General features: G+C 39.5%; 16 protein-coding genes. 8 read left to right on the forward strand and 8 right to left on the reverse strand.

Features of this window, described 5'->3' with window-relative positions; translation table 11 throughout:
- Positions 1–25: 25 nt before the first annotated feature.
- Positions 26–2,332, reverse strand: a complete 2,307-nt coding sequence (locus P8O16_RS14385) for a TonB-dependent receptor (protein WP_300316137.1) — start codon at positions 2,330–2,332, stop codon at positions 26–28.
- Positions 2,333–2,550: 218 nt separating this feature from the next.
- Between P8O16_RS14385 and P8O16_RS14390 the strand changes: the two genes are divergently transcribed.
- Positions 2,551–3,915: an exonuclease domain-containing protein gene (locus tag P8O16_RS14390; RefSeq protein ID WP_300316138.1), complete on the forward strand. Its 1,365-nt coding sequence runs from the start codon at positions 2,551–2,553 to the stop codon at positions 3,913–3,915.
- On the opposite strand, the gene P8O16_RS14395 is transcribed toward P8O16_RS14390, so the two are convergent.
- Positions 3,912–4,811 (reverse strand): neutral zinc metallopeptidase, encoded by a 900-nt coding sequence (locus tag P8O16_RS14395; protein ID WP_300316139.1) that lies wholly within the window; start codon positions 4,809–4,811, stop codon positions 3,912–3,914. The two genes, P8O16_RS14390 and P8O16_RS14395, sit on opposite strands and share 4 nt — an antisense overlap.
- Before the next feature lie 98 nt (positions 4,812–4,909).
- Here P8O16_RS14395 and P8O16_RS14400 point away from each other — a divergent pair, with 98 nt between their 5' ends.
- Positions 4,910–5,683 carry a DUF1080 domain-containing protein gene (locus P8O16_RS14400; RefSeq protein WP_300316140.1) on the forward strand — a complete coding sequence of 258 codons (774 nt, stop codon included), beginning with the start codon at positions 4,910–4,912 and terminating at the stop codon, positions 5,681–5,683.
- A gap of 23 nt (positions 5,684–5,706) precedes the next feature.
- On the opposite strand, the gene P8O16_RS14405 is transcribed toward P8O16_RS14400, so the two are convergent.
- Positions 5,707–6,174, reverse strand: coding sequence for a histidine phosphatase family protein (locus P8O16_RS14405; protein ID WP_300316141.1), 468 nt, complete (start codon positions 6,172–6,174; stop codon positions 5,707–5,709).
- A 154-nt stretch (positions 6,175–6,328) separates the two neighbouring features.
- Here P8O16_RS14405 and topA point away from each other — a divergent pair, with 154 nt between their 5' ends.
- Together topA and P8O16_RS14415 are read left to right on the forward strand one after the other, a co-directional pair.
- Positions 6,329–8,653, forward strand: a complete 2,325-nt coding sequence (topA, locus tag P8O16_RS14410) for a type I DNA topoisomerase (protein WP_300316142.1) — start codon at positions 6,329–6,331, stop codon at positions 8,651–8,653.
- Positions 8,654–8,706: 53 nt separating this feature from the next.
- Positions 8,707–9,828 carry a carboxypeptidase-like regulatory domain-containing protein gene (locus P8O16_RS14415; RefSeq protein ID WP_300316143.1) on the forward strand — a complete coding sequence of 374 codons (1,122 nt, stop codon included), beginning with the start codon at positions 8,707–8,709 and terminating at the stop codon, positions 9,826–9,828.
- 47 nt (positions 9,829–9,875) lie between these two features.
- Here P8O16_RS14415 and P8O16_RS14420 read toward each other — a convergent pair whose 3' ends face one another.
- Genes P8O16_RS14420 through P8O16_RS14435 form a run of 4 tightly spaced genes read right to left on the reverse strand, consistent with a single transcriptional unit; the run spans position 9,876 to position 13,770 of the window.
- Entirely contained in the window at positions 9,876–10,754 is an 879-nt protein-coding gene (locus P8O16_RS14420) for a 3-hydroxyacyl-CoA dehydrogenase (protein ID WP_300316144.1), read from the reverse strand.
- Position 10,755: 1 nt separating this feature from the next.
- On the reverse strand, positions 10,756–11,784 hold the full coding sequence (locus tag P8O16_RS14425; RefSeq protein WP_300316145.1) for a phosphotransferase family protein: 1,029 nt from the start codon (positions 11,782–11,784) through the stop codon (positions 10,756–10,758).
- Between the two features lie 2 nt (positions 11,785–11,786).
- Positions 11,787–12,998 carry an acyl-CoA dehydrogenase family protein gene (locus P8O16_RS14430; protein WP_300316146.1) on the reverse strand — a complete coding sequence of 404 codons (1,212 nt, stop codon included), beginning with the start codon at positions 12,996–12,998 and terminating at the stop codon, positions 11,787–11,789.
- Positions 12,999–13,002: 4 nt separating this feature from the next.
- A complete protein-coding gene (locus tag P8O16_RS14435) occupies positions 13,003–13,770 on the reverse strand; it encodes an SDR family NAD(P)-dependent oxidoreductase (RefSeq protein ID WP_300316147.1) in 768 nt (255 codons plus the stop codon).
- 212 nt (positions 13,771–13,982) lie between these two features.
- Between P8O16_RS14435 and P8O16_RS14440 the strand changes: the two genes are divergently transcribed.
- Both P8O16_RS14440 and P8O16_RS14445 read left to right on the forward strand, forming a co-directional pair.
- Positions 13,983–14,951, forward strand: coding sequence for a zinc-dependent alcohol dehydrogenase family protein (locus P8O16_RS14440; RefSeq protein ID WP_300316148.1), 969 nt, complete (start codon positions 13,983–13,985; stop codon positions 14,949–14,951).
- Between the two features lie 141 nt (positions 14,952–15,092).
- Positions 15,093–15,515 carry a hypothetical protein gene (locus P8O16_RS14445; protein WP_075350979.1) on the forward strand — a complete coding sequence of 141 codons (423 nt, stop codon included), beginning with the start codon at positions 15,093–15,095 and terminating at the stop codon, positions 15,513–15,515.
- Positions 15,516–15,647: 132 nt separating this feature from the next.
- Here P8O16_RS14445 and trpS read toward each other — a convergent pair whose 3' ends face one another.
- Positions 15,648–16,622 carry a tryptophan--tRNA ligase gene (gene trpS / locus P8O16_RS14450; RefSeq protein WP_300316149.1) on the reverse strand — a complete coding sequence of 325 codons (975 nt, stop codon included), beginning with the start codon at positions 16,620–16,622 and terminating at the stop codon, positions 15,648–15,650.
- A 70-nt stretch (positions 16,623–16,692) separates the two neighbouring features.
- On the opposite strand from trpS, the gene P8O16_RS14455 reads away from it, so the two are divergent.
- Both P8O16_RS14455 and P8O16_RS14460 read left to right on the forward strand, forming a co-directional pair.
- Complete coding sequence (locus P8O16_RS14455) at positions 16,693–17,784, forward strand: DUF1573 domain-containing protein (protein ID WP_300316150.1); 1,092 nt, start codon at positions 16,693–16,695, stop codon at positions 17,782–17,784.
- Positions 17,785–17,830: 46 nt separating this feature from the next.
- Positions 17,831–23,245, forward strand: coding sequence for a T9SS type A sorting domain-containing protein (locus P8O16_RS14460; protein WP_300316151.1), 5,415 nt, complete (start codon positions 17,831–17,833; stop codon positions 23,243–23,245).
- Positions 23,246–23,258 lie beyond the last annotated feature (13 nt).

Raw genomic sequence — 23,258 nt, forward strand, 5'->3', positions numbered from 1 at the left:
TTTGAATTGAACATAGTTGTATTTATTAGAATTGATAGTTGATTTTCAATAGAATATTTCTTCCCATATCATCTGTGAAGTATCTAAACCGGTTCATGTACTCTTTATAGGATGTGTTGAATACATTTTGGACTTGTATACCAAGATTTAGCTTATTGGAATGAACTTGAACTTGTTTTTGATAAGCCAAATTAAACAGTGCATATGCCGGAGGTGCTGGTGCAATGTCAAAGTCTGGCTCTCGAGTTTGTTGAGCTACCAAAATATTGCTTAAGGTCACCTTATTCATTTTTCCATTTCCGGAGTCAAAATCATAGGCAAATCCCCAATCCATTCGATCTGAAGGAATAAATGGGAAATAATTATTCTCGTCAGTATTCTTTGCCCTGATTATAGAGCCTTTTGCATAAGCACTTATTTTTTCTGTAAACTCATAACTTCCTGCAAAATCAAACCCGTAGAAAAACGCATTTGCCTGAAGATATTCATACACATTGAATGTGCCTCTTAAGCTTACCACAGTTTCACCTGTTGGATTAAGGTAAATGTAGTTGTTGATTTGATTGGCGTATCCAGTTACTTCCAAATGGAGGTTGTTATGATCATATTCAAATTCATTCACCCATTTGAATGATTTTTCGGAATTCAATTCCGAATCTCCGATTTCAACTGCGGCTGCACCATGGTGAAGTCCTTGACTGAATAATTCATTCACATTTGGAGGTCTCCAAGCCGATCCTAGGTTAGAGCTAAATGATAATCTTGGATTAATTTGGAAAAGGCCACCGATGAATGCAGAGAAATTTTGATAATTCAGGTCAGCTTCCTGAAGTTCATTTTGAATAAATCTCGCAGTCTGAACATTCCTGAGGTCATATCGAAGTCCTGCTTCAACCTCTAAAGGTCCTTTTGAATATTTTTCCATCAAATAGAATCCCACATTCACCATGTCATAGTTTGGAATCAACGGAGTTACTCCAGTGCCTGGGACATTTGAATTGGCTTGTTGAATCAGATTTACCCCCCATGTCCCACTGAATTCATTTCGATGGGTGTGGTCAACAAAAAGGTCAAACGTATTGGTATACAGCTTTAGATCTAAACTTGGCTTATCATTCAGATCACCTCTTCTTCTATCATATTCTTCTCTAAGATTAAGCTGAAAACCATATTGGGCATTTAGTTTCCAGTTTTCTGAAAGGTGATAATGAGATTTTAACTTTGCCAAATGGTGGGAAACGACTTGCTTGGGATTGTTAATCTCATATGTGAAATCAGCATTGGTAAAAGGCCGACCATTTTGAATGATTTCTTCGAGATCACTTAAGTTTCCAGTATGCGCATCTCTTAGGATTCCTATCGAAGTATTGAAAAAACTGTAATAGGTTTCAACTCCCAATTTTGTACTGGAATATCCCAAAGCCCCGGAAAAATTAAGTTCGCTCATTCCTGTATTATCCTGGTAATAATCAGGTGATTTCACGTTTCCTGCACGTTTGGCGGATGCTTGAACGCGATAACCTAAACCATTTATTTTTCCAGATCCCCCACTATGGGTGATTGAAATATTCCCCATTTTACTATTTGTACCTCCAAGGAGATTTAATTCTGTTTTTCGAGATTTCTTGGTAGCCAAAGGAGCGGGATTTACTAAAATGACGCCACCCATTGCCTCAGGGCCATATCTTACTGTTTCTGCTCCTTTCACAACAGTGATTTCATCTGCAAGAAAAGGATCAATTTCCGGTGCGTGCTCAGCTCCCCATTGTTGCCCTTCCAGTCTGATTCCATTATTTAAAATCATGATTCGGTTGCTGTGCATTCCATGAATAACAGGCTTAGAAATTGTATTCCCTGTAGAAAAAGTAGTCACCCCGGCAATTCGCTTTAAACTTTCACCCAGATTTTCACCTCGTGCGGCAAGAAGTTCATCTCCATATAAAGCAGTCAGGGCAGTAGTAGTCTGAACAGCATCTCGATGTCCATGAATCTCTACACCAACCAGATCAAGGGATTCTTCTTCCATTCTATAGGTTTTGTTGAATGAATTAGAATTGAGTGATATGGTGTCTAAGATTTCTTTGTGACCAAGGAATTGAATTTTTATAGTGTAGTTACCCGGACATAAATTTCTGATAACGAAGTTTCCATCCTGGTCTGTGATTTCTCCTCGCTCCACTTCATTGATCCAGATGTAGGCAGATTCTATAGGTTCATTATTTTCCAAATGAATTACCTTCCCGCGAATCCCAAGATTGCAGTTCTGAGCCATTCCCTGAGAAAGGGATAGGACAAAAATGAAAAGGACAAATACCTGTTTGATGAAGTTCACGAAGCAAAAATAGGATTCAATATTTCTTTATACCAATAAAAATGAAACAAAGTTGCAAAAAGGGATAAACGGTTTAAAATTTGAATCAGAAAATAAAATCCCTCTCGAAATAATCGAGGTAAATCATACTACTTCTCCCTTTAAGCTTAGTCTGCTATTGTTCCGACATTCGATGACAAATAAATATATATAAACAGATGAATCGTTTAATTTGAACCATGGAATATGCGATTGTCGATATAGAGACTGCTGGAGGAAATCCAAAAGGAGGGGGGATTACAGAAATTGCGGTGGTAATTCATGATGGAGAAAAAATCATTCAGGAATACCAAACCCTCTTGAATCCGGAGATGGTGATACCCACATATATTACCGGATTGACTGGAATCGATGATTTTATGGTTCGGCACGAACCAAAGTTTCAGGATATTCAGGCTGAATTATGGGAATTATTGAAGGATCGGGTCTTCATTGCCCATTCAGTAAATTTCGACTTTGGTTTTATCCGTGAGGCATTTTTAAAGGAGGGAAAAGATCTCAAATCTCCAAAACTTTGCACGGTGAGGTTAAGTAGAAAAGTGTTTCCAGGCTTGAAATCTTACAGTTTGGGTAGGATTTGTGAAAATCAAAAAATCCCTATTACAGCAAGGCATCGGGCTATGGGGGATGCTATGGCTACCGCTATTCTTTTTGATCGTATGATCAAGCAGGCTCCCGACATTGTGCTACAATCTTTGAAGAAAAATTCTGGAGAGACATTTCTTCCTCCAAATTTTCCGAATTCAAAATTCAAAGAAATCCCAGACCAGTGTGGGATCTATTACATGTTAAATGAAAAAGGGAAAGTGATTTACGTGGGTAAGGCTGTTAACATCAGGGAACGGTTTAAAAATCATTTTTCTGGAAATGTATTGCCTCACCTGAAACAAAAATTAAAAGCTGAAGTGGTGGACTTACAATGGAAATTGAGTGGAACTGAATTTTTGGCTTTATTGATGGAGGTTTTGGAAATCAAGCGATTATGGCCAGAATATAATTCCGCTTTGAAACTTCCGAAAACGATGTGGGGGCTTTTTCACTATGAAGATGGAAGTGGGTATGGTCGGTTCCAAATCTCGAAAGTGACCAGACATCTTCAGCCTGTAGAATCTTTTTTTTCCTTGGAGGAAGCGACCCTTTTTCTGAAAGAAGCGATGGTGAATTTCCAGCTTTGTCCCAAACTGAGCGGTTTAAGAAAAGTCAGTTGCAGCCAAGAAAGTGAACAACAATGTAGCGGAGCTTGTAAAAATGAGGAAGATCATGTGTCCTATAATCAGAAAGTCAACTCCTTTCTAAACCAAATCAAAATCAGCCAAAAAGAGATTTTATTGGAATTTGAAGGCAGGGAAAAATCAGAAAAAGCGTATTGCGTATTTGACAGGGGAGTACTCACTAAATTTGGTTTTATAAAAGATCTGGATGAAAAAGGGGATTTGATTTCCAGGCTAGAGAGCGTCCCTAGAATTCCAGAGACATATTATATCCTAAGGCAATTTTTCCCAAAATTTCAAGCTGATCAAATCCGAATACTGGAATCGATCTAGAGATCGGCCGCACTAAATGTGTCTCCTTGTTTCAAATCTCCCGTATCAAACCCTTTTCTAAACCACTTCATGCGCTGAGCAGAAGTGCCATGGGTGAAAGAGTCAGGCACCACTCTTCCGGTTGATTGTTTTTGGAGTCTATCGTCTCCTATGGCATTTGCCGCATTCAAAGCTTCTTCGAGGTCCCCTCGCTCAAGCCAGCCACTGAGTTGCTGGCTGTGATGAGCCCAGACACCCGCCAGAAAATCTGCTTGAAGCTCTAGCTTTACAGAATATTGATTGTATTCTTTTTGACTCACTTGCCCTCGAAGGCGATCCATTTCCTCGGTGATTCCCAGAATTTTTTGAATATGGTGTCCTACTTCGTGAGCGATTACATAGGCTTGTGCAAAATCTCCCGGAGCATTTAATCTTTGTTCCATTTCTTCAAAAAAGCTCAAATCGATGTAAAGCTTTTCATCTCCTGGACAATAGAAAGGTCCTGTTGCAGCTGATGCGTTTCCGCAGGCAGAAGAGACGGATCCTGTAAATAATACCAAGGTTGGTTCTCTATAATTATCAATCAATCGATTCCAGATCACCTCAGTATCACCCAAAATTGTGGCACTGAATTCTGCCAGTTCATCTTCTTCAGCTGTTGGAGTATAATTGGTTTCCGTGGTGAAACTTTGAGCTCCTCCACCTAAAATACTTCCTATAAAGGTCAGCGGATTCGTTCCTGTGGCGAAAGAAAAAACAGCAATGATTCCGACGATTATTAATCCAGTCTTGGAAAATAAAAGCTTGACCAGATATCCCAGCATCATTGGATTTAATCCTCCGCCTCCCATACCTCCTGAAGATTTACCCCTACGGTCCTCTACATTTGAGCTTTGTTTTTTACCTTCCCATTTCATGTAATAAATGATTTTATTTCATTTAAAATTAACCAAATTGAAATTTGATATTTCTATGTAAGTTCAAATTCCACAAATAAAACCAAAACCCAATACCTATGAAAGCCAAATTTTCTTCTTTGTTGATCCTAGCATCGATGTCATTTCTTACTCTCTCGAGCTTACAAGCTCAGACTGGAGTAGGTCAAAAGCCCGAGAAAGGGGCAAAAGTTTATCTGGATGGATCTAAAAAGTCTCTTGAAAAAAACTGGATTTACTGGGAAGGTCCAAGATTCTCGGCAGAGATGCCTATAAAATGGCCAGAAGTAACCGACCCGGTAGATGGCGGAAAAGCCATTTCAAGTATTGACCCGGCCGGTGCTGGGGGAAAATACGGAGCCGCTGACATAGTGACCAAAGATGAGTTTAAAGATTTTCGCGCTCATGTTGAGTTCCTGATTATGGAGGAAGGTGGAAATAGTGGGGTTTACCTTCAAAATAGATACGAAGTACAGATTCTAGATGGAGACTATGGTCTTCATGGGATGGCGGCTCTGATTAATGAGCATTTGCCAACTTCGGAAGAATATAATGGAGTCGGAAAATGGAATGCTTATGACATCGTTTTTAGAGCAGCCCGTTTTGAGGATGGAAAACTAGTTGAAAAACCTCGTGCAACTGTTTATTTCAATGGTGTAAAAATCCATGAGGACAAAGAGATTTCACAGGTTTGGGGTGGACCCAATTCTGGACTGGATGGAGGTAATGACGGTGGAAAAGGAATTACCGATAGACCAGGTGGATTGAAACTTCAGGCTGAAGGACATGATGTACGCTATCGAAATATCTGGATCAAAAAGCTTGATTTGACAAGTCCGGATACAGATTTTTAAATTTTCAGGGACTCCGGGAAATATTATTCTAAAATTTCCCGGAGCGTTCCCGTTGAGTGTCCAATCATGTTCCACTCTTGGACTTCTAGATTAATTATAGCCATCATTCCGGGTTGAAGTCCTAAATAAGCTGAGCCTGTAATATTGGAAAGTAAAAGACTGATCGTTGGATTATGACCAACCAAAAGACAAGTGTCAACATCTTTTGGTGTTTTTTCCAATAATGAAATCAGTGTATTCAAATCTCCTTGATAGATTTTTTTTGTGGTCTGCGAGTTCTTGATTACAATCGATTTTTCAATTAATTCAGCGGTCTCCTGAGTTCGTTGAGCTTCGGAGCAAAACATGAAATCCAGAGATACTCCTTTGGATTTTAGCGTTTGTCCTAGTCTAAAAACTTTTTCTCTCCCTCTAGATGTGAGTTGTCTTTCGAAATCCAAACCTTGAGAAAAACTTGCTTCGCCGTGCCTCAATAAGAATAACTGTTTCATTTATTGTGTCTTTTAACTTGAGAAATCTTGATTTATAGTTCAAAAATCCTTCCAAATAAAGGGAGATAAAAAGGATTAATTTGGACGAGAAAACAATGCCCTCTATTTTTAGCACATCGAATAAGGGGATGAACCCTTTAAAAAATCAATTTTTATGTCAAAAAACCTTGTTATCGTCGAGTCACCTGCAAAAGCAAAAACTATTGAAGGTTACCTCGGCAAAGATTATAAAGTAGCTTCCAGCTACGGTCATGTGCGTGATCTTCCAAAAGGAGATAAAGCTATTGATATTAAAAACAGGTTTAATCCGACATATGAAGTCACTGCGGACAAAAAAGAGGTAATCAAAAATCTCAAAAATTTAGTCAAAGATGCAGAGACAATCTATCTGGCGAGTGACGACGACCGTGAGGGGGAAGCCATTTCCTGGCATTTGAAAGAGGTGTTGAAGCTGAAGGATGAAAATACAAAGCGGATTGTTTTTCGGGAGATTACTAAAAATGCGATCACTAAAGCAATCGAAAATCCGAGATCTATCGATTATGATTTGGTAAATGCCCAACAAGCTCGAAGAATTTTAGACCGATTGGTTGGCTTTGAACTTTCCCCTATACTTTGGAAAAAGATTAAAACTGGTCTATCTGCTGGGCGTGTGCAGTCCGTAGCTGTGCGCTTAATCGTGGAAAGAGAACGAGAAATCGAGCAGCATAAATCAAAGTCAAGCTTTCGAATCACTGCAATTTTCGAGGTAGAAGGAAAAACTTTTCAGGCGGAATTGCCTAAAAAATTTGAAACTAAAGCTGAGGCGGAAGAATTTCTAAAAAATTGTTTGTCTGCTGAGTTTTCAGTCGAAAACCTGGAGAAAAAACCTACTAAAAAGACACCAGCAGCACCTTTTACGACATCAACTCTACAGCAAGAAGCAAGTAGAAAGCTATATTTCTCTGTGGCACAAACGATGTCTGTAGCTCAAAAGCTTTATGAAGCGGGAAAAATAACCTACATGAGAACGGATAGTGTAAACTTATCCGATGATGCGATGAGTTCTGCAAAAAATGCCATCGTCAATTCTTTTGGAGAGCAATATCACAAGTCACGAAAATTTACCACCAAGTCAGAAGGAGCACAGGAAGCTCACGAAGCTATTCGACCTACAGACTTTTCAAGTTTTGAAGTGACAGGTGAGCGAAACGAACAGCGATTGTATGAGTTGATTTGGAAGCGAGCTATCGCTTCTCAAATGGCTGATGCAGCTTTGGAAAAAACCACGATTACCATAAAGATCTCCAATGCAGATCAAAAATTGATTGCAACCGGTGAAGTAATCAAGTTTGACGGTTTCCTAAAAGTATACTTAGAAGATACAGATGACGAACCTGAAGAAGACGAAGCAAATGGAAAGGCTCTTCTGCCTCCTTTGACTATTGGTCAATCTTTAAGTTTGCAAGAAATGAAAGGGCGTGAGTCATTTACAAGACCTGCACCAAGATATACAGAAGCTTCTTTGGTAAAGAAATTGGAAGAATTAGGCATTGGTAGACCTTCAACTTATGCACCTACTATTTCTACTATTCAGAGAAGGGAATATGTGATCAAAGAGTCCAGAGATGGCGTTCCTAGAAAATATGTAGAAATGATTATTTCTGACGGTAAATTCTCTGATGCTACCAAAACTGAGACCACTGGAGCGGAGAAACAAAAACTTTTCCCTACGAATATTGCTATGGTAGTGAACGACTTTCTGGTTGAGCACTTCCCGAATGTGATTGATTTTAGCTTTACAGCAAGAGTTGAAAAAGAGTTTGATGATATTGCTTCAGGAGGTCAGGTTTGGCAGGATATGTTGGAATCCTTCTATGGGAAATTTCATCAAAGTGTATCTGATACGGAGCAGGTTTCCAGGCAGGATATCAATTCCAGCCGTGAAATTGGAGTCCATCCGGTGAGTGGGAAGCCAATCATTGCTAGACTGGGAAAATTCGGGCCTTTGGTTCAAATAGGAGACAGTGAGGATGAAGAGAAGCAATTTGCAAGCTTGAAAAAAGGTCAATTCATCGAGAATATAACGCTTGAAGATGCCCTGGAATTATTCAAGCTTCCTCGCGATGTTGGTCATTTTGAGGATAAAAAGATTGTTGCGGCTATTGGAAGATTTGGACCATATATCAGACACGATGGAGCGTTTGTTTCTTTGGGAAAAGAACTTGATCCTTTGAGTATCACTGAAGAGGAGGCGATACAACTCATTAAAGATAAAAGAGAAGCAGATGCTAAAAAGCATATCAAGTCCTTTGATGAAGACCCTGAAATTCAGATTTTGAATGGTCGATGGGGGCCGTATATTAAGAAGGGAAAAGACAATTTCAAGATTCCAAAAGGAAAAGAAGCGGAGAGCTTAACCTACGCTGAGACCATCGAAATTATTGAAAATCAGCCTGAAGTGAAGAAAAAAGGAAGGTTTGCTAAAAAGAAGAGCTAATTCATCCCTACAATAATTAGTAGTGAGAGCTAATTTGATTTAATACTATTCCTGTGAAGACAAGACAAATTCAGACATTAACCAAGACTGTTTTTTTCTTGTCTTTTCTTTTTTTAGGAAGTTCAGTTTTTGGACAGCGGGTCTTTAAGGGGTCCGTGGTCGATGCTTCCCGAAATGAACCCATTCCTTACGCAACCATCTTTTTGACCAATACGACCTTCGGTATCACAGCCGATGAGGAGGGGAAGTTTTCTATGGAAATCCCCAAAGGTAATTACGATGTGATCGTCCGGATGCTAGGATTTGAGTCTTTGACTTTTGCTTTGAATTCAGCTGAGTTAAAACCTCAAGGTTATAAAATTATGCTTTTGCCTCTCGAGGATGAATTGGATTTGATTGAAGTTGAGGAAGAACGAGACCCAGCTTGGTATAGGAATCTTGAAATTTTTAAAATGTATTTTCTTGGATCCTCTATAAACGCAAAAAAATCTATTATTCAGAATGAGAAAGATCTTCGATTAGATGATCAATCCCAACCGGGAATACTAAATGTGAAAGCGGCTGATGTTTTGAAAATCAAAAATCCAAATCTTGGGTACCAACTTGAATATGTTTTGACTGATTTTAGTTTTGACCGAAGGAGAGGATATATTTTTTATGGAGGTAATCCACTATTTATTCAGGATACCTCGGCACAAAAGGGAAAGGTGAAAAACATAGAAAAAAACCGGGAAGAGGCTTATCGGGGAAGTTTGCAACATTTTATCCGTGCGCTGTATCGAGGTAAAGTTGCTGAGGAGGGATTTGAAATCCGGAGACTAGATCGGATTCCCAAGGATGGTGGTTTTCTGGATCAGTTGAACAGCCAAGTATTGGACGAAGAATCGTTAATGACTCGGGGAGAGGATGGAAAAGTGACGATCAGCTACGATTTCCATTTGCATATTCTTTACAAACTTGAAAAGGAATCCAGTGAATATGCTGGTATAATGAATGGTAAAAAGGCTATCAATCAAACTTCTATAATGAAGCTTGAAGTGGATTCGCTTGAGCTATATGAAAATGGGGGCTATGCAAATCCTTTTGGCATCATGGTGGAGGGCTACATGGCATGGGAGCGAGTGGCCGATCTTCTACCATTGGATTATAAAGAAAAAAGCGATCAGAAGCCTTAGACTTCCTTTCGCTTTTTCAATTTGTTGTTGATGGATTTACAGGTCTTTTATTTGGCAAAGTTTGGATCTCGATAACTGGGATTAGGATACTTATAGAATCCCTCACCTGTTTTTTCACCCAATTTCCCTTGGTCGATGTAAGTTTTTAAAAGTTTCGCAAAAGCCTGAGATGCAGCATCCGGCATATTATGAGTGACATGCCAAGCTGTCTCGAGTCCTATGCTATCCAAAATCCCAAATGGACCCATTGGCATATGGAAATTTACCATCCAAGATTTATCAATATCCTCAATTTCCGCTACATCACGAGTCTTTAATTTACCTGCTGCACCAATCAAAGCCATTAACATGGTATTGAAAATATATCCCGGATTTTCTTTTTTGACCAAAACCGGAACTTGATTCAGTTTTCTTCCCAGGACTTCCAGCAAAGGGATCAAGTCAGGATCTGTACCAGGATGAGGCATGATATCTACTATCCTCGAATAAAACACATCATGAAAGTGAAAAGCACAGAATTTAGCCGGTCTTCCTGAATCTTTGGAAAACATGGATGGAAGCAAGTAGGAGGTGTTGGTAGTGAAAATGGTCTTTTCAGGTGCGATTTCTCCAAATTGCTTCCATACTTTTTTCTTAAGTTCTGGATTCTCAGTGACACTTTCATTAATGAAATCAGCATCTTCAACTGCCTCTAATGGATCCAATGTAAATGTGATTCGCTTTAATGCCATTTCTCCCGCTTCCTCAGAAAGCTCCCCTGCTTTATCCAATTGTCGGAGGATCTTTTCCATTGTTTTGAGGGAAAAGTCCAGACTCTTCTGTTGAATGTCATATACAGATACCTGATAGCCGGAAATAGCTGATTGTAAGGCAACTCTTGATCCGAGCGTTCCTGCTCCAAGAATGCAAATTTTATTTATGTTCATTTTAAATTTTTTGAGTTTCTAAACTTTTGATGGCCATTTTTCCTGACGCTTCAACTACTTGTATCAATCCTGCAAATCGGGGGTCGCTTGCATTTCCTTGCTTGAATCTTTTGTAGATCTGCTGTGCAATCACGGCTACTTTCACGATTCCGAAAATGTAATAAAACAGCATTTCACTCATGTCGAGCTTACTTTTTTGGCCGTAATATTGAATTACTTCTGACCGAGTCATATTTCCAGGAAGATGGGAAATGTTAAAGAGTTTCAAGGCTTCAGGATCTGATGCTTCACACCAATATGCCAGGGTAGTTCCTAAGTCCATCAAAGGATCTCCCACAGTAGCCATTTCCCAATCCAAGACAGCCTTTATCTCTTTGATATTTTCTGGATTAAGGACAAGGTTGTCGTATTTAAAATCATTGTGAATGAATCCGGTATTTTCACTTTTAGGGATTTCTGACTGAAGCCACTCGATCGCCCGCTCAAGTTCAGGAAGTTCATTTGTCTTTGCTCGGAAATACCGTTCACTCCATCCCTCGACCTGTCTTTGCACATAGCCTGTAGGTTTCCCTAAGTTGATCAGGCCAGAATTTACAAGTTCCAGTTGATGCAATTCAAGGAGACAATCGATAGCCGACTGAGATAGGGAATGAAATTCCTCTGGTGATATGGATATCCCTTGAGGAACCTTATTTCTAAGAATAAATCCCTCTACGTGTTCCATGACAAAAAAGGGGGCTTGAAAAATATCCACATCTTCACAAAACAATACTGGTTTTGGAGCTTTGGGGTATCCCGCTTTTTGAAGGGCTTTTAGAACACTGATCTCCCTGCCCATATCATGCGCTTTGCTTATTTTTTCTCCGAAAGGAGCTCTGCGGATTACAAAGGTCTTTTCTGGAGTCTGAAATTTAAATGTAAGATTAGAGTAACCTCCCTTGAATTGTGTGATTCCGGAAACATCTCCTTTAACATCCAATTTTTGATTCAGGTAGTCTACTAAGTTTTTGAAATCTAATGATTCGGCCATAATTACTTTTTCTGAGCTAAATAAGACTTCAAGATGCTTCGAGCTAGTGAAGCCTTATGAACCTCATCTGGTCCATCATAGATTCTTGCTCCTCGCTCATGGCGATACCAAAATGAAAGTAAGGTGTCATCAGTGATTCCAAGTGCTCCATGGACCTGTATGGATCGATCGATGACTTTCATCAGGACGTCTGCGACAAAAAATTTTATTGTAGAAATATCTTCCCTTACCGCTTTGGCACCTTTAAGCTGCATCTGCTGGGCTGTATCCATCACCATCAATCTGCTTGCTTTGATCTCAGCTCGGCTTTCGGCAATCCAGTTTTGGATGGTCTGTTTTTCGGCAAGTGGCTTTCCAAGATCCAATTCACGTGATAAAGCTCGTTTACACATCATATCAAATGCACGTTCACAGATTCCAATCCATCTCATACAATGATGAATCCTTCCCGGTCCCAATCGTTCCTGTGCCAAAGCAAAACCTTGTCCTTCTTCCCCAATCAAATTTTCAACGGGGACCAAGCAATCTTCAAATTTGACTTCAGCATGAGATAGGTAATCCTCTCCGGCTTCCCCCATGATTGGGATATTTCTAACAAAGCGATACCCGGGAGAATCTAGAGGAACGATTATCATACTGGCCCGCTGGTATTTTGACTCTGCTTCAGGATTAGTAACAGCCATTACGATTGTAAATGCTGCGCCATCTGCTGCGGTGGTAAACCATTTGTGACCATTAATCCGGTAATGATCCCCTTCCCGGATGGCGGTGGTACCCATATTTACCGGATTACTCCCAGCAAATGCCGGCTCAGTCATGGCAAAGCAGCTTCTGATTTTTCCTTCTTGAAGTGGCTTAAGATATTTTTCTTTTTGAAGCTCCGAACCAAAAAGATGCAGCAATTCCATATTTCCAATATCCGGAGCATTGCAGTTGAATACATAATGCCCAAGTGGACTATGACCTAAAATTTCTGATACTTGAGCAAATTGAACCAAATCCAATCCTAATCCTCCTTCTTCAGGCGAAAGGTGAGGAGCGAAAAGCCCTTCTGATTTGGCTTTTTCACGAAGCTCATTCAGATAGGGTAAATATTCTCGGAATGGCCCTTGCACAATTGCAAGATCCTTTGGATATAAATAAGTTTTGACAAAATCCCGGTAGCGATCCAGCAAAATTGATAGATCTCCGGTGAAGTTATTTTGGGTTTGCATGATATTAGATTGTAAATCCCCCGTCGGCAGTAAACACAGCCCCAGTAGAATAAGATGATGCCGTAGAGGCTAGAAAAAGTGCCATAGCGCCGATTTCTTCACTCGTGCCAGAACGCTTGATAGATAATTGCTTCATTAGCATGGACATGATTTTTTCATTGGACCAAAGCGCTTCCGAAAATTTAGTTTCAATCAAGCCTGGACAAATGACATTAACTCTGATTTTTGATTCTCCCCATTCCTTTGCAAATACTTTTGTCAAAGAAATTAATGCAGCCTTACTGACTGAGTAGATTCCAAGACCCTGCTCCGGTGAGATTCCACCAATGGAGCTGATATTGATGACTGAAGCCGAAGAGGACTTCCGTAAATGTGGAAAGCAAAGTCGGCAAAGTTCAAATGGAGCTTTCAGATTGACATCCATGATTTTATCAAAAGCTTCTAGACTTGTCTCATGGATAGGTCCAAATACAGGATTTGAAGCAGCATTATTTACCAAAATATCCAACTGACCATAGGTAGCAATGGTTTTTTCTACCAAAAGCGGAAGCTCGTCCATATTTCCAACATTACAGGCGATTCCAGTTGCTTCATAGCCTTTTGACTTCAGTTGATTTGCCATTTCATCAAGAGTGTCTTGTTTGCGACTACTCAGAACCACTTTTGCACCTGCAGCAGCAAATATCTCTGCAATGCTGAATCCGATTCCTTTACTGGCACCTGTAATCAGTGCTACTTTTCCATCCAGAGAAAAAACTGATGATAAATCCATAATTCGAAGGTTTTATTAAGTACTCAAGATATAAAAAAATAGAAAAGAGACAGGGCAAAAACAGAATATATCGATAGTTTTAACAAGAATTTAATTAGAAAAAACTAAAACTATATAAACCCATGAAATCGAGCATGACTCAAAAGTCACACACTGGGGTGATAATATTCTGCGAGATTCCATATGGCATTTAAAAAACAAATTATAATCATATGAAAGAGGTAATTTTTGAAACCTGTGGAATGCCACTGGAAGTATTGAAACTAGTCGAAAGCGAAATCCCTGAACCTAAAGGACATGAGGTTCAAATCAAAGTCATCGCCAGAAATATCAATCCTTCTGATATCATGTTTGTTCGGGGGATGTATGGCATTACACCCAAATTGCCGAGCAGTGCTGGATTTGAGGCTAGTGGAGTGGTCACTAAATCTGATGATGCAGGAAAAGTCCCTGTTGGGACACGAGTAATGTTTACTGCTATCGGTACTTGGCGAGAATATCTTTGTATTCCTGCAAACTTGGTGATTCCTGTCCCTCAAGGTATGTCGGATGAAGTAGCATGTCAGGCTTTTGTCAATCCTATGACAGCTTTTGGTATGATCGAGAAAAGTGGACTGAAATCAGGTGATTGGCTTTTAATCACAGCGGGAGCTTCAGCTTTTGGAAAATTTGCAATTCAAATGGCTAAGGCTAAAGGAATTATGGTTGCCTGTACTGTACGTCAGGATTCTCAAAAGGATTACTTGAAGGAATTGGGAGCTGATCTGGTCATTAACACTGAAAAAGAGAAACTACAAAAAATGATTGCTGAGCAAACTGGAGAAGGAGTTTCTGTAGTTTTTGATGCGGTAGGAGGGGTTTTGGGTGCCAAAGCATTAGCATCCTTGAAATCTGGAGGTAGAATGATGGTTTTTGGATTGCTCAGTTTGGAAAATATCCCATTAAATAGTGGTCTTTTGATTTTTAAAAATATCACAGTCGAAGGATTCTGGCTTTCCACTTGGATGGAAAGTATGACAGACTCTGAACGGAAAACAGTATTTAAATCTGTTTTTGGATTTTTGCTAGCATCTGACTCTAAGGTTGATGTAGGAGAGACCTTTCCGCTGGAGAAATTTAAAGAAGCAATAGTGGCTTACGAAACTCAAGGGAGGAACGGAAAGATTTTGCTGATGAGTTAATCGTTTTACTGGTTCTATTTAAAGGTTTCTAAAGCCAGTTTCCAAACATAGAATTTACATTGAAGACCAGATTTATCTAAAATTATTCTTTGAAAACAGAGGGATTGCCCATCTTTGCAATCCGAATAAAAAAAAATACGAATGGACTGGAATACGCTTGACAAAGCCCTCACAGAGATTGTAGAAAAAAGAAACCAGCTGGCAGCCATGGATTATAGCCATGAAAGCTATGATGATTTAGAAGAGGAGATTCATGATTTGGAAGATGATTTCAATGAAAAATATGAGGATGTTCTTGAGGATCAGTTGGAGAAAATTCAGGAAAAATTGAAGTCTGATACGGATGTATTGCTTCCTACTGCTTACGTAGCAAACGTCTACAAGCCATTGCTACCCGATGCAAACGGAATCGTGAGTTATGAGGTCAGCGGACACCAAGGTGTACCCATCGAGTCGGAGCAGTTTGATAAGCAGGATGTCCGAATCGTATTGATTCCAAATCCTGCACGATTTGTTATGCTTATTAATGGCAGACAGTTAAAAGATCTTTGGAGGAGTAGATAAGAACTAGAGCTTATATCCCATAAAAAAACCCAGTTATTTACTGGGTTTTTTTATGGGGTTTACGGATTTGAAGTCTTTTGTGAGAGATAGACAAAGTTCAAAGCATAAATAAATTGACGAGTAATATCTTGTTTAAGCGAATCCCAATTTTTCTCTAACCTTTTGCAATAATACCATTCCGGTTGCTTTTGCTTTCTCCTCACCTGCAGCAAGTTTTCGTTCGATTTCCTCTGGATTATTCATAAAGAAATCAAATGTTTTCCGCTCATCCGCATACTTTTCAAGGATCAATTCCATAAATTCCTTTTTAGCGTGTCCGTATCCATAATTACCTCCTTCGTAATTCTTTCGCATTTGTGCAGTTTGATCTGGGGAGGCGATTAGGCTATAAAGCTTGAATACATTGCAGGTATCAGGATCTTTAGGTTCCTCTAACTCTTTGCTATCGGTGATGATGCTGTTTACGTTTTTCTTTAGGGCTTTTTCCGGAAGGAAAATATCGATGTAGTTATTATAGGACTTACTCATCTTTTGCCCATCGGTACCAGGAATGGTTTTTACTTCTTCAGAAATTCGGGGTTCAGGAAGAGTTAGGATTTCTTCGCCTATTTGATGATTGAATGCAGATGCGATGTCACGGCACATTTCCAGATGCTGCAATTGATCTTTTCCGACAGGCACCAAATCGGCCGAATACAGCAAAATATCCGCTGACATCAATACTGGGTAGGTGAATAAACCTGCATTTACATCTGAGAGTCGCTCTGATTTGTCCTTGAAGCTGTGCGCATTGGCAAGCATAGGAAAAGGAGTGAAGCAACTCAAATACCAAGTCAATTCGGCTACTTCAGGTCTTCTGGATTGTCGGTAAAAAACCGTCTTTTCGATATCCAAGCCAAAAGCCAACCATGCGGCCGCAACTGCCAAGGTATTCTCCTTGCGTAGCGCTCCATTTTTGGAACTCGTCAAGGAATGGAAATCGGCAATAAAGATGAAAGACTCCTCGTTATTCTGCTTGATCAATTCAATTGCCGGAACGATCGCTCCTAGGATATTTCCCAAGTGAGGTCTCCCGCTACTTTGAATGCCTGTAAGTACTCTTGCCATTGGTCTAATTTTGGCGCAAAATAAGTAAATCGGGCTACAAAACGGTTGAAATTATGTGTTAATTGCTAGCATGTTCAGAATTCAAAAAGCAATCTTTCTATTTCTTTTATTTTCCTTTTCTGCGCAAATTATTCAGGCTCAGGAAACTGTAATCCCCAGATTGATCTGGAAAGTCAATAAAGTGGATCTAGGAAGTTTGCTAGAGGAAGAAGGAGCAAAGATTGCTGAGTTTGAATTTACGCATACTCAGGATTCGCTTTTTTACATCGACCAAGTGATCACCGATTGTGGCTGTACAACTGTGGATTATTCCAAAGATACGTTGAGTGTCGGTGGAACGGGTAAACTTTTAGTTTCCTTTGATCCAAGTTCCACTGCTGGATTTTTCTCAAGAATGATAGTTGTCAAAGGAAACCTCATAGGAAGTCAAGATACTTTATATATCGAGGGAACTTCGATTCCCTTCCCCGAAAATCCGGTTCTTGCCTATCCCCGTAAAGAAGGGACTTTGGGTTTCCGATTACCTAAAGTAAACCTAGGGGAAGTTTTGACCAATGGACCAAAGGTGAAGCAAGTGGAGATTTACAATTTTGGTACAGAACCAATACAGCGAAAGGATTTGATCTACTCAGGTCCTGAGTATATTAAGGTTTTTCAGCAAGAAGAGATGATTTATCCCAATCAGCGCGGTTTATTGGATGTGGTCTATGATGCCGTGATCAAGGAAGAATTGGGATTCTCGGAAGATCAAGTGCTTCTTACCTGGGCAGGAGAAAAAGCAGCCCGTTTGGATGTGATTGCAAATGTGTTTGAGTATTTCCCACCTCTTTCAAAGGATCAATTGAATCAAGTTCCACAGCTTTCCATTTCTCCATCTGAAATTGATTTGAAAGAAATCAGTGCAAATTCGATTCAAAATAAATCAGTGACTTTGACCAACAAAGGGAGGGAAGTGCTGGAAATTCGCAAAATTCAGGGGAATTGTGACTGTTTGGTTTTGGAAATATCCAAGACTACTATCAATCCCGGAGAGTCGATAGATTTAAAAATTACTTTTGATCCCAAAGGTAGAAAGGGAATTGATCAGCGAAATATCTACATTTTCAGTACAGATCCGCTAAACTCTGTGCAGTTGTTAATACTCAAAAGCAGGGTGGAATAATTTCATTTTTGTACATTTGAGAAAATTGGATTCTAAATCTTACCAAATGAAAAGATCCCTTTTTCTCGTTCTTCTATTAGCCACTGGTTTGTTTTTTAGTGCGGCTACTTATTTTGAGGTTAACCCTTATAGAGTCTATCCTTATCTACAAGTCTATGATCAGGGCAAAATCCAAATAACTTGGTTTAGTAACACTTTAGCAACAAGTGAGATTACTATTAAAAACCCAGCAGGTGAGGTTATTTTTTCAAAAAATGTCACTGGTGAAGAAGTCCCAGAGATTTTTTATACAGATGCGGAGAAAAATCAAACTATTTCAGGCTTGGAAAAAGGGTCTTGGCTGCAGTCAGATCAAGCTTTTCGTTATCAAGTCCAAATGACTTTGCCCCCAGGTACAAATGTGTCTTATCAGGTTTCTTTAGGAGGATCTTCATTTGAGTCATCTTTTAAGACTCCAAAAGATAAAAACGACTGGGATAAGATCCGATTTATAGCACTGGCGGATTCTGAAACAGAACCAAGAGGAAGGGTTACAAATCGGGAGTGGTATCCAGGTATGCCATTAATTCGACCATTTACTATTCCTCAGCTGTGGAAAGATAAGTTCGGTTTTACTACACTTGAAGGTTTTGAGATTCCTAATTACATGCTTACCGAGCAAAAAGGCTATGCTGAAAATCTGAAAATCATTAATTCCAGGGATATTGACTTTATGGTCATGCCAGGAGATTTGGTTCAAGGCGGAGGATATCAGCCAGGCTGGGATGAGTTTTTCCGACATAATGCGGGGGAGTTTGATAAGGGATTTAGCACCTATCCCGTGATTCCTTCTTTTGGAAATTGGGAAAATTATGGTGCTATAAATGGTGGCTATGGCGATATGCCTGGAGGCCAATTTGCACCGGTTGTATCAAGAAGTAGATACCAAGCTTACTTCAAAACTCCAGTCAGTGATCCGCTTCAAAAGCATGGTCAGAGTTATTATCGATCTGACTACGGGCCAATCACTATCCTAACTGTAGATTCCAGTAATGGTACACCCGACCAGTTTGCATCCGATTTTGATGGAGTGACAAAGTTGACGGGAAAGGAGTTTACAGTGCCGGGAACAGATACTCAGGAGAATTATACGGAGGCAACTTATAAGGCTAGAGGAGGAAATGACCTTAGCAGTTTTGGTCCTGGTTCAGATCAATATGCTTGGCTTGAAGCAAATCTAAAGGATGCAAAGGATTCAGGACAACTGATTTTTATACAATACCATCATATATCATTCAGCTCAGGTGAACATGGAGTTCCTTTAAACCATGAATTGAGTGTGGGACAAGTGGGAACTCCAATGCAGATTTTAAATCCACTTTTTGAGGAATATGAAGTTGTGGCAGTGTTCTCTGGCCATGATGAGATTTTTGAACGAAGCTTTGTCGATGAGGACAATGACGGAAAAGGGGTAGTTTATTATGATGTGGGTGTTGCAGGAGATGGAATAAGATCAGTGAAGCGGGATTGGAAAAATAATCCCCTAAATACGCTTGATTACAACCCGTATTCGAAATGGACTGCAGATCAAAATTCCGTAGAACAATGGAATACATCCGGCTCTAATCCAATTCTAACTGATGGAGGAAAGCATTATGGTCACTTGGAAGTGAATGTTGTAAAAGTAATGCAGGATGGAAAACCATTTGCAAGAATTGACTTTACACCTGTTTATGCTTTTCCAGTCATGGATCAAAATTATAATCTCCAGCGTGTTGAACGCAGGGTTTATCCTGATGAAACAAGCTTATTGGTAGCTCTGAATCAAGCCGAATTTGTACCGGTGGTAAAGGATTCTGTTTCCTTATTTTTAGATGAAGAGGGAAAGGCTGTTCTAACCCCTGAAGATTTTTTGGAAGTTCAACCAGTTGATCCATTTACTTACACTTCTTCAGTGGGATTTGATTTTAACTGCTCGAATATCGGGGAAAACGACGTGATCATTACCTCAAAAAATACTCAAACGGGTGAGGAATGGACCGAGTCAACAAAAGTTTGGGTGTTTGATAAAATACCTCCTTATTTTGATGCTGGCAATGCAACCCTTCTTTTTGATCCGGTGGTGGGGAAAGTTTCTTTTGATTTGGGCGATTTTTATGTAGTAGATTTTGGAGACAATTGTTCCAAAAATTTGAATTTCACTCTGAGTAGGAATGAGGTGACCTGCGCTGATATTTATCAGGATCCAAACGCACCTGTTTGGGAGTTCCCTGTTGAGATTACCGCAACTGATCAATCAGGAAATACATCCTCCAAAACGGTTAATGTTTTTATAGGAAATATAATAGAATCAAAAAAGGTTTCAATTACCTCCACTGGGCCTTTGGAAGAGGGAGGGACAACCAATTTAGTATTGGGGGATGAGCTGGATTATACTGTGTTAGGTTGGGAACCTGTTTTCAAAATTGTAAGTCAGTCAGGAAATGAAGCTACTATTTCTGAACCGGGATATTATAGAGCAAGATTAATGCTTTCGGCAGGTTGCCCTGTTTATACGGAGGAGTTTGTATTTGGAGAGCTTACTGAGGATTACAATCAGGATATTGTTTTGTATTTAGATGAATCCGGAGTTGCGGAGCTTTCTCCGGAAGATGTTTTGATCAGTGATAATCCAGTTATTCTAAGTAAGCTAATCCTAGGGCAATCCAAGTTCACCTGTGAAGATTTGGGTTCCAACGATGTAAAAGTTATCCGAGCTGAAAATATTGATAATGCCTCCTTTTTACGCGGTAGATACGAAGATTGGATAAAAGTGATTGTGAAGGATGAGCGGCCTCCAATATTAACCACTAAAATCCCAAATCTGTCTTTTGATTTGGTAAAAGGTGAATTGGAGCTTAATCCAGAGGATTTTGTTGAATCGCTCACCGACAATTGTGGCATATCTGATTTATATCTGAATAAGACTAGTATTACTTGTGCAGATTATGATTCACCAATCGAACTGATCTTAACTGCGACTGATAATTCCGGAAATATCACATCAAAATCGATTACGATTAATGTTACTGCTTTTGAGTCCCAAAAGATTTCAATTGATCCTTCCGGCAATTTCCAAGGTTTTATTGGGGAACCAATTGAAATCAAATTAGGAGATGAATTTGGTTTTACTTTGGAAAGCTGGCTTAAAGATGGTGTGCCGATCGTAGGGGCCAATGAGAAAGCTATTTCGGTTACTGACCCCGGAACCTATTGGGCAAAAATTATCCCTGATGGTGGATGCAGTGTCTTAACCGAAAAAGTTACGATTACATTTTCTGACCTCCCATTTGGGGAAGTAAAAGAATTTGTTGAGCTACCGCTCGATGAATCTGGGAAAGCCTCTCTCAAGCCAGAAAATGTATTTGTTTCCTGGCCTCCAGCTGATCCCAATCTGGATATCACACTTAGTCAATCTGAATTTACCTGCTCGGATATTGGAGAAAAACAGATCACGATCACTATCAAAAACCTGACTGGTCAAACCTGGGAGGAAAAGACGATTGTCAAAGTTCAGGATAATTTAAAACCAGTTTTAACTCCTAAAGCCTTCAATGCAGATTTTGATGTCACCGTTGGAAGTTTGGTACTTAAGCCTGAAGATTTTATAGCTGAATTGACTGATAATTGTGGAGTCAAAGAAGTTACAATAGATAAAACTACTGCCACATGTGCCGATTTAGGAAAAGAGATTCCTATCTCAATCAGGGCGATTGATGATTCAGGGAATGTGACGGAAGCTGTGGCTATCCTTACTTTAAACAGAATTGAAACCCAAAAAGTAAGCATATCCGGTGATTCCGAATTCTGTGAAGGAAGCAAAGGACTTTTGACCTTAACTTCTCAAGCTCAATTTGAAGTTATCAGTTGGCGAAGAAATGGGGTTGAAATTGATGGAGAGAAAGAGAAGACGCTGGAAATCGAACTAGGTGGAAGCTACGACGCAGTCATTCGTTACTCAGGAGCTTGTGTGTCCGAAACTACTTCCTTTGTTGTTGAAATAAATGCTTTGCCTATCGGGGAAATCAGTAGAGAAGACAAACTTTTAACCTCTCCTTCTGCTAGCAGCTATCAATGGTATCGAAATGGAGAAAAAATCTCCGATGCGATTAATAAAACATATCAAGTCACACAAGAAGGAGAGTATACCGTAGAAATCACCAATGCTGCTGGCTGTACTGCCAAATTAAATAGCGTGGTTTTCACTGCCGATGACTTTAATCAGACAGTTTTTCCACCAATTAAGTCAAGTGTTATTCTCGAATTGAATCAAGATGGTAATGCGACGTTAAAAGCGGAAAATCTTTTTGAAACTTGGCCATTGTCCGATCCAAGTATTTCTGTATCTATTGCCAAAACTGATTTTTCCTGTGTGAATCTAGGAGAAAATTCAGTAAAAGTTACTTTGACTGATTCAAAAGATCAGACCAGTACCAAGGATGTTTTGGTGATAGTTAAGGATAATTTACCTCCAGTTTTCAATTCTATATCAATTGAATTAGAGCTTGATATCAGTATAGGGAAATTTGAACTGAATCCTCAACTCTTTTATTCTGATCTAATAGATAATTGTGGAGTTAAAGAGATCGGTATTAATCGGGAGTATATTACTTGTGATGACCTTGGAAAGGTTATTCCAATTGAAGTTAGAGTGGTTGACAACTCAGGAAATGTAACCGAGAAAACTTCTCAATTGACTGTAAAAGGAATCAATTCGGCTCCAGTTACAATCACAGGACCTGTGGAGTTTTGTGCCGGATCTACATCAGAATTGACGCTAAATTCTACTGCAGTATTTGAAGTGGTTCGTTGGAGAAGAGATGGGGTTGAGATAGCTGGTCAAAATGGCAAAGTGTTGACGATCGAAGAAGGTGGAAACTATGATGCGGTCGTTCGCTATCAAGGAGCTTGCCTTGCTGAAACTGCGAAATATGAGGTCAAGGTAAATCCAATTCCTACAGGAGAAATCAAGCCAGATGGAAACAAATTGGTCGCACCGGAAGGAGATTTTACTTACCAGTGGTATCTGAATGAAGCCCCAATACCATCAGCTACAGAGCGGATTCTAACCCTGTTTGAAATGGGTATTTATACGGTCGAGCTTACAAGTTCTTCAGGATGTAAAGCGAAACTTATTTCTGTAGAAGTAACTATTGCCGGTATTTTAAGACAAAATCCAATTCTTTCCGAAGAGTTAAAAATTTATCCTAATCCAGCCGATGATCAGGTGGAACTTGAAATTAAGTCTGATCAATCTATAGATGTGAAATCACTTAAGATATACAGCTTGGAAGGAAAAGAAGTTACAAGCAGCGTCATAATATCAAAATCTCTTAAAACAAACTTCCAACTTGATATCTCTGGTATAGCCGCAGGAACCTATATGGTGATGCTAGAGGGAGTAGATCGAAAAGTGTTTATTGGAAGATTTATCAAAAGGTAAAACCTGGTTTCAT

This window comes from Algoriphagus sp. (assembly GCF_029254265.1).
Taxonomy (GTDB): domain Bacteria; phylum Bacteroidota; class Bacteroidia; order Cytophagales; family Cyclobacteriaceae; genus Algoriphagus.

Excerpts from the sequence above, each read along its gene's own strand:
- P8O16_RS14430 (WP_300316146.1), bottom strand. The coding sequence starts at position 12,998 with ATGCAAACCCAAAATAACTTCACCGGAGATCTATCAATTTTGCTGGAT.
- P8O16_RS14390 (WP_300316138.1), top strand. The coding sequence starts at position 2,551 with ATGGAATATGCGATTGTCGATATAGAGACTGCTGGAGGAAATCCAAAA.
- P8O16_RS14400 (WP_300316140.1), top strand. The coding sequence starts at position 4,910 with ATGAAAGCCAAATTTTCTTCTTTGTTGATCCTAGCATCGATGTCATTT.
- P8O16_RS14435 (WP_300316147.1), bottom strand. The coding sequence starts at position 13,770 with ATGGATTTATCATCAGTTTTTTCTCTGGATGGAAAAGTAGCACTGATT.
- P8O16_RS14425 (WP_300316145.1), bottom strand. The coding sequence starts at position 11,784 with ATGGCCGAATCATTAGATTTCAAAAACTTAGTAGACTACCTGAATCAA.
- topA (WP_300316142.1), top strand. The coding sequence starts at position 6,329 with ATGTCAAAAAACCTTGTTATCGTCGAGTCACCTGCAAAAGCAAAAACT.
- P8O16_RS14440 (WP_300316148.1), top strand. The coding sequence starts at position 13,983 with ATGAAAGAGGTAATTTTTGAAACCTGTGGAATGCCACTGGAAGTATTG.
- trpS (WP_300316149.1), bottom strand. The coding sequence starts at position 16,622 with ATGGCAAGAGTACTTACAGGCATTCAAAGTAGCGGGAGACCTCACTTG.
- P8O16_RS14405 (WP_300316141.1), bottom strand. The coding sequence starts at position 6,174 with ATGAAACAGTTATTCTTATTGAGGCACGGCGAAGCAAGTTTTTCTCAA.
- P8O16_RS14395 (WP_300316139.1), bottom strand. The coding sequence starts at position 4,811 with ATGAAATGGGAAGGTAAAAAACAAAGCTCAAATGTAGAGGACCGTAGG.
- P8O16_RS14455 (WP_300316150.1), top strand. The coding sequence starts at position 16,693 with ATGTTCAGAATTCAAAAAGCAATCTTTCTATTTCTTTTATTTTCCTTT.
- P8O16_RS14420 (WP_300316144.1), bottom strand. The coding sequence starts at position 10,754 with ATGAACATAAATAAAATTTGCATTCTTGGAGCAGGAACGCTCGGATCA.
- P8O16_RS14445 (WP_075350979.1), top strand. The coding sequence starts at position 15,093 with ATGGACTGGAATACGCTTGACAAAGCCCTCACAGAGATTGTAGAAAAA.
- P8O16_RS14460 (WP_300316151.1), top strand. The coding sequence starts at position 17,831 with ATGAAAAGATCCCTTTTTCTCGTTCTTCTATTAGCCACTGGTTTGTTT.